Origin of the sequence: Nocardiopsis potens DSM 45234 (assembly GCF_000341105.1) — a bacterium.
Lineage (GTDB): Bacteria > Actinomycetota > Actinomycetes > Streptosporangiales > Streptosporangiaceae > Nocardiopsis_A > Nocardiopsis_A potens.
Genome location: NZ_ANBB01000021.1, coordinates 106,318 through 121,433 on the forward strand (window position 1 = coordinate 106,318; position 15,116 = coordinate 121,433).

Below are 15,116 nucleotides of genomic sequence, written 5' to 3' on the forward strand. Positions count from 1 at the left end.
GGGGTCCGGCTCAGGTGACGAGCTGGGCGCTCTGCCGCGCCTCCACCGCCATCGCCCGCTTGACCAGGACCACCAGGGTGTCCAGCACGGACTGCCGCTCGCGGGCGTCGCAGTGCACGATGGGCACGCCGTCCTCCAGGTCGAGGGCGTCGCGCAGCTCCTGGTCGGTGTAGCCGGAGCCGCCCTCCTGGGCGAAGTCGTTGACCGCGATGAGGAACGGCAGCCGGTACTGCTTCTCGAAGTAGTCGATGGCCTGGAAGGAGTCCTCCAGGCGGCGGACGTCGACCAGGATGACCGCGCCCAGGGCGCCGCGGACCAGGTCGTCCCACATGAACCAGAAGCGCTGCTGGCCGGGGGTGCCGAACAGGTAGAGCACCAGGTCGGTGTCGAGCGAGATGCGGCCGAAGTCCATGGCGACGGTGGTGCTGGTCTTGTCCGGGGTCTGCGACAGGTCGTCGATTCCGGCGCTCGCCGCGGAGACCGCGGCCTCGGTACGCACCGGCGGGATCTCCGAGATGGCGCCCACGAACGTCGTCTTGCCGACACCGAACCCGCCGGCGACGATGATCTTCGTAGAGAGCTTCGGTGACTCGTTCACTGCGTCTTCAGGTCCTCACGACTCCGGGTTGCGGCGGGACCGCGAGGAACCGGGATAGCCCGCCACAAAAGGGATACGGTCCCCACGACTGCGCGCAGAAGACCTTCCAGTGAACCTAGCACCGTCGGGTCGCGCTGTGTGACCGGATGAGCGAGTTGGACGGAAACGCCTGGCCGGGAGGGGACGAACACCCCTACTCCTCCGGCCCGGCGGTCCCGGCCTCCTCCGGCCCGGCGGTCCCGGCGCCGGCGCCGTCCCGACCGGCTTCGGAACGGCGCCGGACCGCCGCGGCGGGGCCCTCCCGCTAGGGCCGCTCCGGGTCCGCCTCCCCGCCGGACTCCGGTCCGGGGGCGTCCGGGGCTCCCCGCCCCGGCTCCGCGTCCTCGGCGCGCACCGCGTCGGACCCGGTGCCCAGCACCGTCCCGGCGCCCTGCGCGGGCACCTCGGCCGGGCCGGCCGGGCGGGGCCGCATCGACTCCGGGGCCAGCCGGTACAGCAGGTGGTAGCCGGCCAGCGTGATGAAGGTGCCCAGCGCGATCCCCTCGACCGCGAACGCCTCGGTGAACTCCAGCCGCACCCCGCCGATGCCGGCGATGAGCCCGGCGGCGAGCGGGACCAGCACCACCGGGTTGCCGAAGTCGACCCGGTTCTCCACCCAGATCTTCGCGCCGAGCAGCCCGATCATCCCGTAGAGCACCACGGTGATGCCGCCGAGCACGCCTTCGGGGACGGCCGCCACCAGGGCGCCGAACTTCGGGCAGAGGCCGAACAGGATCGCGGCCAGCGCGGCGGCGTAGTAGGCGGCGGTGGAGTAGACCCGGGTCGCCGCCATCACCCCGATGTTCTCCGCGTAGGTGGTGGTGGGGGCGCCGCCGACGGCGCTGGACAGCGCGGTGGCGATGCCGTCGGCGGCGATGGCCCGCCCCATGTAGGGGTCGAGGTCGTCGCCGGTCATCTCCTGGACCGCCTTGACGTGCCCGGCGTTCTCCGCGATCAGCGCGATCACCGCGGGCAGCGCGACCAGCGCGGCGGAGACCTGGAACTCCGGGGCGTGCAGCTCGGGCAGGCCGAACCAGGCCGCCTCGCCCACCGCGGACAGGTCGACGCGCGGCGCGGTGCCGCCGTCCGGCAGCGCCGCCGGGCCGGCCAGGAGGTCGGCCAGCCAGGACAGCGCGAAGCCGAACACCAGGCCGAGCAGGATCGCGATGCGCCCGGCGAACCCGCGCAGCAGCACCGTCGCCAGGATGACGAAGGCCATGGTGGCCAGGCCGATCCACTGGTCGAAGGGCCAGTAGCTGTCCGCGACGACCGGGGCCAGGTTGAACCCGATGAGCATGACCACCGCGCCGGTGACCGCCGGCGGGAAGGCCGCCAGCACCGCCTTGGGCCCGATCAGGTGGATCGCCCAGCCGGACAGCGCCAGCACGATCCCCGCGACGCACACCGCACCGGTGACCAGCGCCGGGTTCGCACCGCCCGGCGAGATGAGCGCGGCCGCGCCGACGAAGGAGGCGCTGGACCCGAGGTAGCTGGGGATCCGGTTCCGCACGATGAGCAGGAACAGGATGGTGGCCAGCCCGGACATCATGATCGCCAGGTTGGGGTCGAGCCCCATCATCAGCGGGAAGACGAAGGTCGCCCCGAACATCGCCACCACGTGCTGGGCGCCCAGCCCGGCGGTGCGCCCCCAGGACAGCCGCTCGCCCGGCGCGACGACCTCTCCGGGGGGCGGGGCGCCGCCGTCGCCGTAGAGCTTCCAGATCGGCTTCATCAGCGGCCCTCCGCGATCCATGCCCGAAATATGACGATCACCTAGAATGCCGGATGTTTACGCGGGTCCGGCTCGGATGTGCGCGGACACCGGGGCCTCTACCCCTCCGGAACCCCGGCGGCACGCGGACTTTACGACATTGTGAGCGGCCCATTTCGGCCGCCGGGAATGCTGTCCGGGACCGCCTCCGGGGGTCTACCGTGGTAGTGAGGCCTTCGACGCGGCGCCGGCGATCGCATTCCTGGCACAGCGGTATCGCACGGACACCCGCAAGGACGGTCCTCACCGTCGCACGGGGCGACGACCGGGCGGAGCACTCCGCCCGCCGCCCTCCGATGCCCGGTGGCCCCACCGGCCCACTCTCCGTCCATGTGGGCCGGTGGCGGCGTCTCGGCGCGGCCGCCCGCGCAGGGCCGCCCGCCGCCCCCGGGGCCGCCGCGGCACGACGCCCGCCCCCCGTTCCGGGACTTCCCGGGCGGACCGCGCGCGCACCGGCGGTGACGTGCCGTTCCGCCCCCGTACGCCCGCCTCCGCCGGTTCGGCCGCACCGCGGCGCAGGCCCTACCATTGGTCGCAGTCCCGTACCGGCCGAAGGAGCCAACCGAACCGATGTCCGATCAGCGCGTCATCCGCCCGACCCCCATCAGCGGCTTCCCCGAGTGGCTGCCGGAGACCCGGTCCGTGGAGCAGCGCTGGCTGGACCATATCCGGGCGGGGTTCGAGCGCTACGGGTTCGCCTCGGTCGAGACGCCCTCGGTGGAGAACCTGGACGTCCTGATGGCCAAGGGCGAGACCTCCAAGGAGGTCTACACGCTGCACCGGGTGCACGACGACGGCGACGACTCCGAGGCCCGCCTGGGCCTGCACTTCGACCTGACGGTCCCGTTCGCCCGCTACGTCGCCCAGCACTTCAACGACCTGGTCTTCCCGTTCAAGCGGTACCAGATGCAGCGGGTCTGGCGCGGCGAGCGCCCGCAGGAGGGCCGCTACCGCGAATTCACCCAGTGCGACATCGACGTGATCAACGTCGACAGCGTGCCGCTGCACTTCGACGCCGAGGTGCCGCGGATCGCGCACGAGGTGCTGTCCGGGCTGGACCTGCCCGCCTGGACCATCGGCATCAACAACCGCAAGGTGCTGCAGGGCTGCTACGAGGGGATCGGCGCCGCCGACCCGATGGCGGTCATCCGCGCCGTGGACAAGCTGCACAAGATCGGCGACGACGGCGTCCGCCTCATCCTCACCGAGGAGGCCGGTCTCACCTCCGCGCAGGCCGACACCTGCCTGGAGCTGGCCCGGATCCGCGGCGCGGACCGCTCGGTGGTCGACGCCGTCCGCAAGCTCGGCATCCGGTCCGAGCTGCTCGCCGAGGGCCTGGAGGAGCTCGGCTTCGTCCTGGACTCGCTGGCCGACCTGGAGGGCGGCGTGCTGGCCGACCTGTCCATCGCGCGCGGCCTGGACTACTACACCGGCACCGTCTACGAGGCCGCCTTCGACGACGACCCCGACTACGGCAGCATCGTGGCCGGTGGCCGCTACGAGAACCTGGCCGGCCAGTTCATCCGGCGGCGGCTGCCCGGCGTGGGCATCTCGATCGGGCTGACCCGCATCTTCGCCAAGCTCGTCGCCGAGGGGCGGCTGGCCGGCGGGCGGACCTGCCCGACCGACGTGCTGGTCGTCGTCCCCTCCGACGAGCGCCGCGGCGAGGCGCTGCGCACCGGCGCGCTGCTCCGCGAGCGCGGCTTCAACACCGAGGTCTTCCACCAGGCCTCCAAGGTGGGCAAGCAGGTGCAGTACGCCTCGAAGAAGGGCATCCCCTTCGTCTGGTTCCCCCCGTTCGACGACGGCAAGCCGCACGAGGTCAAGGACATGGGCAGCGGCGAGCAGTACGAGGCCGACCCGGCCGCCTGGGAGCGGCCCGCCGCCGGCTGAGGCGGGACCGGCCGGCCGGTCAGGCACGGCGCCCCGCGGGGCCGGGGTCCAGGCGGGCAGCGAAGGCGGCGGCAGGGACCGGCTGGTCGGTCAGGCGCGGCGCCCCGCGGAGCGAAGGTCCAAACCGGCACCGACGGCAGCGGTAGGGGCGGGGCCGGGCGCCTCACCCGAGCGCGGCGCCCCGCGGAGCGAAGGTCCAAACCGGCACCGACGGCAGCGGTAGGGGCGGGGCCGGGCGCCTCACCCGAGCGCGGCGCCCCGCAGAGCGAAGGTTCAAGCAGGCAGCGAAGACAGCAGTGGGCACCGGTCGGCCGGTCGGGCGCGGCGCCTCACGAAGTGCAGGTTCAGGCGGGCGGCGACGGCGGCGGTGGGGGCGGGGCGAGGGTAGTCGCCCGGGCGCGGCGCCTCACGGGGTGAGGGTTCAAGCGGGCGGCGAGGGGGCGGTGGGGGACCGGCCGGTCGGTCGGGCGCGGCGGGGCGGGTCGGGGCGGCAGAGGTGGTCCGGGGTGGCGGGTTCGCCGTGCCCGCGTCGCCCCGGGCGCCGGGGCCGGCCGCCTGGAAACCGCTACCCCTCTCTGACCTGGGTGAATACACAGGGTGATGGCGAGGTGGGGTGCCCTGCGCACCGCGAGAGCACCCCGGTGATTCCCGGGCGCGCATCCCGGGCCGGATCGGCCCCTTGGCAGCCCGGTTGGGGCCGTTCGAGCCGATGTTCGGGGGTTCGAGCCGCCCGGAAGGCCGGGATGCAAGGGGCCGGAACCCGGGGAGGGCGGAGGGCAGGGGCGGGATGTCGCTTTTGTTCTCCCGGGAGGCCTTGTTTGGCCACTCCGGGTAACCGGCGAGGGGGCGGTGGGGACTTCGAGGCTCACTACTCGCTGGTAGATGTAATCGGAGTGCTGCGGAGGTGCGCAGGGCGCCTCCACCCCCGCCCGTTCCCCGCCGCGAACCAGGCATATAGGGATAAGACCCCCAGGTAGGCCAGGGCGAGCGTCCCGCCCCCTTCACTAGCACCGCCCCGCCCCCTCCCGCCCTCGCTGCCCGTCTTGACCTTCACTCTGCGGAGCGCCGCACCCGACCGACCGGCCGACCGGTCCCCCTGCCGGCCTTCGCCGCCTGCTTGAGCCCTCGCTCGGTGAGGCGCCGCGCCCGGGCGACCGCCTCCGCCCCGCCCCTACCGCCGCCGTCGGTTCCGGTTTGGACCTTCGCTCTGCGGGGCGCCGCACCCGACCGACCAGCCGGTCCCCCTCCCGCCGTCGCCGCCCGTTTGAACCTCACCCCGTGAGGCGCCGCACCCGACCGACCGGCCGACCGGTCCCCCTGCCGGCCTTCGCCGCCCGCTCGAACCCTCACCCTGTGAGGCGCCGCGCCCGGGCGGGGCACCTCCAGCCTCTCCCCCTCCCTGAGTTCCTCGTTTTCCTCGTTGCAACGGTTCCTCGTTGCGATGGGCGCAGCGGCCATTTGACGGCAAGCGCTCTGACAGGGCCGCGACGCCGAGGGCGCCGTTTCGGCGGAACAGCCGCTACCCCTGGTAGCAGATCATTCCGCCGGAGTAGCGGCCTCCCCGCTCCCACCAGTGGTTTTTCCTCCGCGGGTGCCGGAACCGGCCAATCCGCGAACACCGACCGCGCCCCGTGGAAGACTTGGCGCCGGGACGGAACAGGCCGCCGCCGCGGCCCGCGACGTCCTCCCGTCGCGGTCGCCCCAGTGTGAACGAGGCCATGTCAGACCCCCGCCATAACCTGCCCTTGTCCGCCGCCCCCATCGGCCGCGAGCGGGACATCGCCGACCTCCTCCGGATCGTCCGGAACTCGCGCTCGGTATCGCTCGTCGGGGCGGGGGGCATCGGCAAGACCCTGCTCGCCGTCCGCGTCGCCGAGGCCGCCCTGCCCGCTTTCGAGCACGGCGCCCGCTTCGTCGACCTGAGCCGGGTCTCCACCCGGGACCAGGCGACCGCCGCGATCGGGCACGCGCTCGGCGTCCCCGAGGCCGCGGGCGCCTCCGCCGTGGAATCGGTGGCGATGGCGCTGCGCTCCCGCTCCGTGCTGCTCCTACTGGACACCTGCGAGCACCTCACCCCCGCCCTGGGCGGGCTCTGCGAGGAGCTGCTCGCCGCCTGCCCGCGGCTGCACATCCTGGCCACCGGGCGGGAGCCGCTGCGGGTCGGGCGCGAGGTCGTCTGGCGGGTCCCCCCGCTCGCCCTGCCGCCGTCCCCCTCGCCCTCCCCGTCCGGGGAGCCCCGGCCCGAGCCCGCCTGCTCCCCCGAGGAGGCGGTGCGGCACGAGGCGGTCCGGCTCTTCGTCGAGCGCGCCACCGCGGCCCGGCCCGGCTTCAGGCTGACCCCCGGCAACACCGAGGCGGTGCTGCGCATCTGCCGGATGCTGGAGGGCGTCCCGCTCGCCCTGGAGCTGGCGGCGGCCCGGATCCGGGTGCTCAGCGCCGAGCAGGTGCTGGAGCGGCTGGACGACCGGTTCCGGCTGCTCGCCGCCGGCGCGGACGGCCTGCCGCCCCGGCAGCGCACCATGCGCGCCGCCCTGGAGTGGAGCCACGACCTGCTCTCTCCGGAGGAGCGGGTGCTCTTCCGCCGCCTGGCGGTGTTCTGCATCTGGACCGCGGACAAGGTGGGCCCGGTGTGCGGCTTCCGCGAGCTCCCCGCCGGGAGCGCCGACCGGGTGCACGCCGCCCTGGTGGACAAGTCGCTGGTCACCGCGGACGTGCACGAGGACGGCGCGGTGACCTACCGGATGACCGAGACGGTGCGCGCCTTCGCCGCGGAGCGGCTCGCCGAGGCCGGCGAGGAGGACGAGGTCTGGCGGCGGATGCTGACCACCGCGGCGCCCTACCTGGAGGGGCTCGCGGCCCACCTCACCGGCCGGGTCGACTGGGACGAGCGGATGCTCACCATCCGCATGCTCGACCGGTGCCTGGAGAACACCCTGCAGATGCTGGACCGGGCGGTGCCGCTCGGCCTGGTCCAGGAGGGGCTGCGGATCTGCGTCGCGCTGCGCTTCCACTGGTTCGTGCGCGGCCTGCAGACCCAGGCCCGCACCCGGCTGGAGCGGCTGCTCGCGGTGCCCGCCGCGCGCACCCCGGTGCGCGCCCGGGCCGCAGCGGTCCGCTCCGAGATGCTCCTGCCGCTGGACGGGCCGCAGGGCGCCGCCTCCGCCGCCCAGGAGGCCCTGCAGGCCGCGCTGGCCTGCGACGACCCGGCGCAGGGCATCGCGCACACCACCCTGGCGATGGCCTCGCTGCGCCGGGGGGACGGCGCCGAGGCGCTGCGGCACGGCCGCCGGGCGCTGCGGCTGGCGATCGCCTCCGGGGAGCGGCTCACCGAGATCTGCTCGCTGGGCGCGCTCTCCCAGATCGCGCGCTCGCGCGGCGACTTCGACTCCTCCGAGGTCTTCCTGACCCGCGGCATCGCGATCGGCCAGGAGATGGGCGACCGCTGGTGCGTGGCCCGCTGCCTCAACGCGCTGGGCGTGGTCTCCACCCGCCGGGGCGACATGGAGGCCGCCGCCCGGCAGCTGGGCGAGGCGCTGAACGTCTTCATCGAGATGGAGCTGCTGCCCGACATCGCGCGCTGCACCGCCGGCCTGGGCTACCTGGACCTGGCCCGGGGCGACGTCTCCGGCGCCCGCCGCCGCCTCTCCTGCTGCCTGCGGCTGAGCGTCGCCAGCGGGCGCAGGCTGGCGGTGGCCCGCGCGCTGGAGGCGCTCGGCGGGCTCGCCGCCGCCGAGGAGCAGCCGGAGCGGGCCGCCTCGCTGGCCGGCGCCGGGGCCGCGCTCCGCGCCTCGCTGGGCCTGGTCGCGCCGCACGCCGAGGCGATCCGCGCCGAGGCGGCGGCGGTCCTGTCCGAGGAGGCCGCGGAGGAGGCCTGGAATTCCTGGCGCACACTGCCGCTGGAGCAGGTGGTGGAGCGCGCCCTCTTCTTCCCGACCCCGCGCAGGGCGCTGCCCTCCCTGCTCACCCGCCGGGAGAGGGAGATATCGGTGCTGGTCAGCAAGGGCCTGTCCAACCGGGAGATCGCCGAGCGGCTCACCATCAGCCAGGCGACCGCCGCCCGGCACATCGCCAACATCTTCCAGAAGCTGCTGTTCACCTCGCGCACCCAGCTCGCCGAGTGGGTGCAGCGCAACGGCCTCGCCCCCTGACCCGGGCGGGCGCACAACGCGCATACACCCGCACTCCTTGTGATTACGCCGGATCGCCTCCGATTCCGCCGTATCGCTTGCACGACCGCGACCCACCTACTAAGAACAGAGCACAGAGCCCTGCAGACGACCGTCATGGAACCCTTACCGGACCCCCAGCTGACCGACATCCCGGCGCCCCCGGGCCTCCTCGGCCGGGAACCTGCCGCACACGATCCCCGTCCCTCCGACCCACAGGTAACGCCCTTACCCTCAGGCAAGGTGAGAGCGGCCCCCGACCGCCTGATCGCGTGATGGCCATGGCACCTCGAACCGCGCCCGCGCGGCAGAACCTCCCCCAGGAATCCGACAGCTTCATCGGCCGCGAGCGCGACCTCGGCGACCTGCTCCGCCTGCTCGCCGCCGACCGGGTGGTCACCCTCTGCGGGGTCGGCGGGGTCGGCAAGACCCGGCTGGCGCTGAAGGTCGCCGCGCACGCCACCGCCGCCTTCCGGGACGGGGTCTGGCTGGCCGAGATGTCGGGGGTGTCCACCCCGCACGAGGTGGCCGCGAGGGTGGCCGCGGCCGTCGGCGTCACCGAGGAGACCGGGCGCCCGCTGGCCGAGACGCTCCGCGACGCGCTGCGCACCCGCCGGGTGCTGCTCATCCTGGACGACTGCACCCGGGCCGCCGCGGACGCCGCCGGACTGGGCGCCGCGCTGACCCGGTCCTGCCCCGACGTGACCCTGCTGATCACAGCCGACGCCCCGATCGGGCTGCCGGGGGAGGCGGTCTGGCACGTGCCGCCGCTCGCCCTGCCCGGCGAGGAGGGCGACCCGCGCGAGGCCGAGGCCGTCCGGCTCTTCCTGGACCGGGCCCGCACCGCCGACCCGGACTTCTCCGCCGACCCGGAGGCGGTCGCGGCCGCCGCCCGGATCTGCCGGTCGCTGGACGGGGTCCCGCTCGCCCTGGAGCTGGTCGCCGCCTGGCTGCGGCGGATGCCCGTGCACCGGGCCGAGGCCCTGCTGGCCGAGGCGCTGCACCCGTCCGGCGCCCCGCCGGGCGCGCGGGGCGCCGAACCGCCCCGCCCCCGGGAGGCCGAACCGGACCGGGCCGCGCCCCGGGCCCGGCTGCTCCGCGCCGCGCTGGAGCAGAGCCACGCCCTGCTCGGGGCGGAGGAGCGGGTGCTGCTGCGCAGGCTGTCGGTCTTCGCCGACTGGACCCTGGAGTCGGCCGAGCGGGTCTGCCCGGACGCGGGCCTGCCCGAGAGCGCCGTGCTGGACCTGGTCTCCTCGCTGGCCGAGTGGTCCCTGATCGCGCTCACCCGGGAATTCCAGGGGCGGGTCCGCTACCGCCTCCCCGGTGCGGTGCGCGCCTTCGCCGCGGAGCGGCTGGCCGCCGCCGGCGAGGAGGAGGCGGTGCGGCTGCGCCACCGCGACCACATGCTCCGCATCACCGAGGAGATGGGCGCCTCCTCGGTGGGCGGCCGGCTCATGCCCTGGGCGGAGCGGTTCGCGCACTGGCTGCTCGCCTCGGTCGAGTACGACGACATCCGCGCCGTCCTGCACTGGACGGCCGAGCGCCGCGACACCGAGGAGGGGCTGCGGCTCTGCGCCGCGCTGCGCCCCTACTGGGGGACCGGCTACCACTTCACCGAGGGAATGGGGTGGACCGAGCGGTTCCTGGCCATGCCGGGCGGCTCCGGCCCGGTGCGCGCCCGCGCGTCGGTGACCGCGGCCGAGCTCTCCTGGGCCCGGGGCGACCTGGACTCGGCCCTGCACCACGGGCGCACCGCGCTGCGCCTCGCCGAGGACGCCGGCGACGATCCGACCGCGGCCGCCGCGCTGAACATGCTCGCGCTGGCCGCGCTCCGCTCCGGGGAGCCCGAGGAGGCCGCCGGGCACCTGGAGCGGACCCTGGCGCTCGCCCGGCGGAGCGGGGACCTGTGGAACGAGGCCATCGCGCTGAGCACCCGGGGGGCGCTGGCCGCCCGGCACGGGAACTTCGCCGAGGCCGATGCGCTGTACAGCGCGGCGCTGATGATCCTGCGCGGCATGGACCACCGCTGGGGGGTCGGGGTGTCGCTGATCGGCCAGGCCACCGCGGCCGAACGGCAGAGCGACATCGCCGTGGCGGACCGCTGCTACCGGGAGTCGCTGGACATCCAGCGCGAGATCGGCGCCGCCCCCGAACTGGCCCGCTGCCTGTTCGGGGTGGGCCGCATCGCGCACGCCTTCGGGTCGACCTCGCAGGCCTACGACTACCTCGCCGAGGGGCTGCTGCTGAGCCAGAGCACCGGGCAGCGGACCGGGGTCGCGGCCGGCCTCGCCTCCATCGCGCGGGTCGCCGCCGGCTCCGGCGAGGTCCGCGGCGGCTGCATCCTGGCCGGCGCCGCGGCGGCGCTGCGCGAGCGCGCCGAGCCCGGGCGCCCCCCGCGCCCGCCGGCGGTCAAGGGCGAGGAGTTCGGCATCGACTCCGGGACGCTCTCCTCGCTGCTGCGCGAGGGCCGCCGGCTGCCGGTGGACGAGGCCGTCGGGCTGGCGCTGCGGATCACCGAGACCGGCCGCCTGCCCCGGCAGCGCCAGCCGGAGCGGAAGGGGCCGCGGTCGACCCGGCGCGCGCTCACCCCGCGGGAGCGGGAGATCGCCCGCCTCGTGGCGCGGGGAATGGGCAACCGGGAGATCTCCGAGCGGCTCTTCATCACCCCGGCGACCGTCGCGCGGCACGTCGCCAACATCAACCGGAAGCTCGGGTTCCACTCGCGCAAGCAGATCGCCGCGTGGGTCACCAGATCTCCGCTCCCCGAGTAGCACCCCCTCTGACCTGCACTCGCACAAAGCCCATACACCTCAGGACAGAAAATACATATGCAGCTGCACACGTGGATGCATGTGCAAACGCGCGGGAAGGCGCTAGTGTCTGGGGCATGGGGACGCGCTCCCCGCCCGTCCCGGCGGCGGGCGGCGGGCCGCCCCGCGGGCCTTGGAGGTGCGAGCCTCCGGGGCTCCGCGAAGTCCGGCCGAGGCCGTCCGGGCCGATCGACCCCGCTTCGCCACCTCTCGGGGGCGCGAAGCGGAGGCCCGTTCCGGCACCGCGGATTCGCTGGAGGACCGCCCGTCCCAGGGTGCGGAGAGGGGAGGCACCCGGGGCGGCGGACACGGCGCTACCGGGCTCGCCACGTGGAGGGGGCGTGACGAGCCCGGCTGGCGCAGGCGGCGCGGGGGCGTCCCCCGCGCGCCGCCCTCCCGCGGCCGCCGCACGGGCCGCGCGGAGCGGACGGGCGGCCGGCGCAAGAGCCACCTCGCTCGAAGGGACACCACCCCATGAGGCACCACCCGGTCCCCGCTTCCGACGGAGGTGCCCCCGCGGGGTCGCTCACCGGCGGACTGCTCGACCGGCTCCGCTCCTCGGCCCTCTCCCCCGCCGTCTCGGCCCCCGGCGGCCAGCGCATCCCCGGTTCCGTCTTCGCCTCCACGGTGGAGCGCGCCGCGGCCGGGCTGCGGATCAGGGGGTCCCGCCCCGGCGACGTGACCGCGGTGCTCTGCCCGCACTCACCGGACCGGCTGATGGCGCTGTTCACCGTGCTGGCCGCCGACGGCGCGGCGCTGCCGCTCCACCCGGACGCGCCCGCCTCCGCCCTGGTCCACCTGCTCACCGCCACCGAGACCCGGATGGTGATCGCCGACGCGTCGCTGGCCGGCGCCGCCCTGCGGCTGGCCGACCGGTCCCGGGTCCGGCAGGTGCTCGCCTTCGGCCGGGTCCCGGGGACGACCCCCTTCGACGAGCTGCTGCTGCCCGGCCCCGCCGCGCCGCCGGACCCGCTCTCCTCCGGCGCCCCCGGGCCGCCGCCCGATGCCCGCGCGGGCCGGGCCGACGGCGCCCTGCTGGAGCACCGGTCGGCCGGCGGCCGCCCGCGGACCGTGCTGCACACCCGCGCCGACCTGCTCCGCCGCCGGGCGGAACTGCAGCGCGAACTCGGCCTCGACCCCGCGGACACCGTGGCCGTCGACGCCCTCACCCCGGAGCGCGACCGGATCGCCCTCACCGCCGCCGCCCTATGGAGCGGCGCCTCGGTGACCACCGTCCCCACCCCCGCCGAAGCCCCGGAGGCCACCGTCCACAGCTCCCCCGTCCCATCCCGCTCCCGCTGACCGCCGCCCGCCTCCCCCGGACGGAGCGGCCTCCCGCCCCACCGGCCCACGGCACCGCCCCACGCCCCGGCCCCGGCACCTCTCGCACCCGCCACCGCGCCGAAGGGCGCGGCCCGGCCACGACACCGCCCGCCCCCGGCCGGACGATCCGCCTCACTCCCCGCCTCGGATGAAGCAGCACCCGCCCCACCGATCCACGGCACCGTCCGGCTTCACGGTCCCGGTGCCCCGTCCTGCCACCGCCCCGAAGGGCGCGGCCCGGGCGCGCCGCCACTCCCCCGGCCCGGTGCCCCGTCCCGTCCCAGTGCGGTGCGAGGCCCGGGCCTTCTCTCCGCCCGCTGCGGTAGGCGGGCGGCGGCTCCCGAGCGGCTGCGCCGCAGCGGACCGCAAGGCCTCATGCCCGTGGCGCCTTCGGAGGCGCGAGCGGGCCGGGCGGGCGGTGATCGGCGGAGTCCCCGTCCCCTGGTGGCCGTACCCGCGATCGGCCCGGCCGTCGCCGGACCGGCGGCTCAGGAGGCCGGCCGGGCGGGGCGGGCCCGGTCCGAGGGGGCGCCGGGGGCGAGGCCGTGGTCGCGGGCGAAGCGCTCGGCGGCGGCGAGCGCGTCGCGGCCCCGGCGCCAGGGGCGGACGATCAGGGTGTGCACGCCCGCCGCGGTCCAGGCGGCGGTCTCGTCCGGGCGGCAGCCGCCCTCCGCGTGCGCCACCACCTCGAACGGCTCGCCCTCCCGGCCGGCCTCCGCGCGCAGCCGGCGGAGTTCGGCGGCGGCGCCGGCCACCCGCTCCGGCGGGGCGGGCATGGAGATCCACCCGTCGTTGCGGGCGGCCCTGCTCAGCGCGGCCGGGGACTCCCCGCCGATCAGGATCGGTACGGCGCGCCGGGGCGGCTTCGGCTCGAAGGCCACCTCGGGGAAGGGGAAGTGCGGTCCGCCGTGGGCGACCGCCTCCTCACTCCACAGCCGCCGCAGTACCCCGATCGCCTCGTCCAGTCGGCCGCCGCGCTCCGCGAAGGGCGCGCCGACCGCGTCCCATTCGGCCCGGTACCAGCCGGCCCCGGCGCCGAGCACGGTCCGGCCGCCGGCGATCTCGTCCAGGGTCGCGAAGGCGCGGGCGCTGATCAGGGGGTGGCGCAGCCCGAGCAGGTAGACGGCGGTCCCGAGCCGGACGCGCCGGGTGGCCGCGGCCAGCGCGGCCAGCCGGACCGGGGCGTCGTAGAGCGGGGTGGACGGCCGGATCGGCGCCCGCCCGCCGGGGTAGCCCTGCATGCCGCCCCCGGTGGCCAGCACCAGGTGCTCGGGGAGCCACACCGAGTCGAAGCCGAGCTCGTCGGCGGCTACGGCGAGGTCGTGCCAGGCGTCCGGCCGGACCAGCCCGAGGGGGATTCCGAAGCGCACGGCGCCCTCCGTTCGACCTAGCGGTTGCTCGGTAACGGTAGGCGCGGCGCGGGGACCGGTCAAGCGGGGACGGCCGGGCGAGAGCGGGGGGCGGGGCCCGTTCGGCGGCGCACTCCCGCTCCAGGCCCGCCCGGGCCGTGTACGGCGCCGGGCGGGCGGGGCGGTTCCGTCAGGCGTTGGTGCGGGCGGCCGCGAGGGCCTCGCCGAGGGCCCGGAAGGCGGGCAGGGCGGCGGCGCGGGCCGCCGGCACCGCGTGCATCCAGCGCAGGAAGCTGTGCACCATGCCCGGGGAGTCCTTCACCTCGACCGGGACGCCGGCGGCGCGGAGCCGGTCGGCGAAGGCCTCGCCGTCCGCGCGCAGCGGGTCGAGCTCGGCGGTGAGGATGAACGTCGGCGGCAGCACGGAGAGCCCTTCGGCCCGCCCCGGCGGCATGTAGGGCGGCAGCGCGGAGAGGTCCCGGTCGCCGAGGAAGGCGCGCAGGTACCAGCCGAGCTCCTCGCCGCTCATCCCACCGGAGGTGTCGGCCCCCTCAGAGGCGGAGAAGCCTCCGCCGGGGGCGGCTCCGGTGCCGGGGTAGACGAGCAGCTGGAAGACCGGGGCGGGCAGGCCGCGCTCGGCCGCCAGCAGGCCGGTGCAGGCGGAGAGGAAGCCGCCCGCGCTGTCTCCGGCCACCGCCACCCGGTCCGGGTCCCCGCCCAGCTCGGCGGCGTTGGCCAGGACCCAGGCGTAGGCCGCGAACGCGTCCTCCACCGCCGCGGGGAACCGGTGCTCGGGGGCGAGCCGGTAGTCGACCGAGACGGCGATCGTGCCGGCCTCCTCGGCGAGCAGCCGGACCGCGTTGTCGTGGGTGTCCAGCCCGCCCACGACGAACCCGCCGCCGTGCAGGTAGACGGTGACCGGAAGCCCGGTCCCGGCCGACGGCCGGTAGATCCGGACCGGGATCTCCGGGGCGCCCTCCGGGCCGGGGATGCTCCGCTCCTCGACCGCGTACGGCTCGGCGAGCCGGGGCGCGCGCAGCGCCTCCTCGCGCTCGCGCGCCCGCTCGCCGGGAACGTCGAGGCCGTCGTCGAAGACGACCTCGGTGAGCGTGCCGAGGTACTCCTCCAGCACGGGGTCGATCGCCATGCCGCCCGCGCTCCTCTCCG

Annotated in this window: 8 protein-coding genes; 4 read left to right on the top strand and 4 right to left on the bottom strand. The window is 75.9% G+C overall.

All coding sequences use genetic code 11. The features are described from left to right. Positions 1 to 10 precede the first annotated feature (10 nt). Entirely contained in the window at positions 11 to 598 is a 588-nt protein-coding gene (locus D459_RS0108070; RefSeq protein WP_017592488.1) for a GTP-binding protein, read from the bottom strand. Positions 599 to 902: 304 nt separating this feature from the next. Next, entirely contained in the window at positions 903 to 2,369 is a 1,467-nt protein-coding gene (locus D459_RS0108075; RefSeq protein WP_017592489.1) for a uracil-xanthine permease family protein, read from the bottom strand. A 609-nt stretch (positions 2,370 to 2,978) separates the two neighbouring features. On the opposite strand from D459_RS0108075, the gene hisS reads away from it, so the two are divergent. The 4 genes from hisS (at position 2,979) to D459_RS0108095 (ending at position 12,579) form a co-directional block, all read left to right on the top strand. Beyond that, positions 2,979 to 4,301 (top strand): histidine--tRNA ligase, encoded by a 1,323-nt coding sequence (gene hisS, locus D459_RS0108080; RefSeq protein WP_017592490.1) that lies wholly within the window; start codon positions 2,979 to 2,981, stop codon positions 4,299 to 4,301. A 1,745-nt stretch (positions 4,302 to 6,046) separates the two neighbouring features. Continuing rightward, positions 6,047 to 8,449: a LuxR C-terminal-related transcriptional regulator gene (locus D459_RS0108085; RefSeq protein WP_017592491.1), complete on the top strand. Its 2,403-nt coding sequence runs from the start codon at positions 6,047 to 6,049 to the stop codon at positions 8,447 to 8,449. A 293-nt stretch (positions 8,450 to 8,742) separates the two neighbouring features. Then, a complete protein-coding gene (locus D459_RS0108090; protein ID WP_017592492.1) occupies positions 8,743 to 11,238 on the top strand; it encodes a LuxR C-terminal-related transcriptional regulator in 2,496 nt (831 codons plus the stop codon). A gap of 513 nt (positions 11,239 to 11,751) precedes the next feature. Then, positions 11,752 to 12,579: an AMP-binding protein gene (locus D459_RS0108095; RefSeq protein WP_017592493.1), complete on the top strand. Its 828-nt coding sequence runs from the start codon at positions 11,752 to 11,754 to the stop codon at positions 12,577 to 12,579. Positions 12,580 to 13,088: 509 nt separating this feature from the next. Here D459_RS0108095 and D459_RS0108100 read toward each other — a convergent pair. Then, complete coding sequence (locus D459_RS0108100; protein ID WP_017592494.1) at positions 13,089 to 13,970, bottom strand: TIGR03619 family F420-dependent LLM class oxidoreductase; 882 nt, start codon at positions 13,968 to 13,970, stop codon at positions 13,089 to 13,091. Between the two features lie 169 nt (positions 13,971 to 14,139). Further along, on the bottom strand, positions 14,140 to 15,096 hold the full coding sequence (locus D459_RS0108105; protein WP_017592495.1) for an alpha/beta hydrolase: 957 nt from the start codon (positions 15,094 to 15,096) through the stop codon (positions 14,140 to 14,142). Between the last annotated feature and the right edge of the window lie 20 nt (positions 15,097 to 15,116).

Bases quoted from the DNA above. Each gene is read 5' to 3' on its own strand.
- D459_RS0108075 (WP_017592489.1), bottom strand. From the start codon at position 2,369: ATGAAGCCGATCTGGAAGCTCTACGGCGACGGCGGCGCCCCGCCCCCC.
- hisS (WP_017592490.1), top strand. From the start codon at position 2,979: ATGTCCGATCAGCGCGTCATCCGCCCGACCCCCATCAGCGGCTTCCCC.
- D459_RS0108090 (WP_017592492.1), top strand. From the start codon at position 8,743: ATGGCCATGGCACCTCGAACCGCGCCCGCGCGGCAGAACCTCCCCCAG.
- D459_RS0108095 (WP_017592493.1), top strand. From the start codon at position 11,752: ATGAGGCACCACCCGGTCCCCGCTTCCGACGGAGGTGCCCCCGCGGGG.
- D459_RS0108105 (WP_017592495.1), bottom strand. From the start codon at position 15,096: ATGGCGATCGACCCCGTGCTGGAGGAGTACCTCGGCACGCTCACCGAG.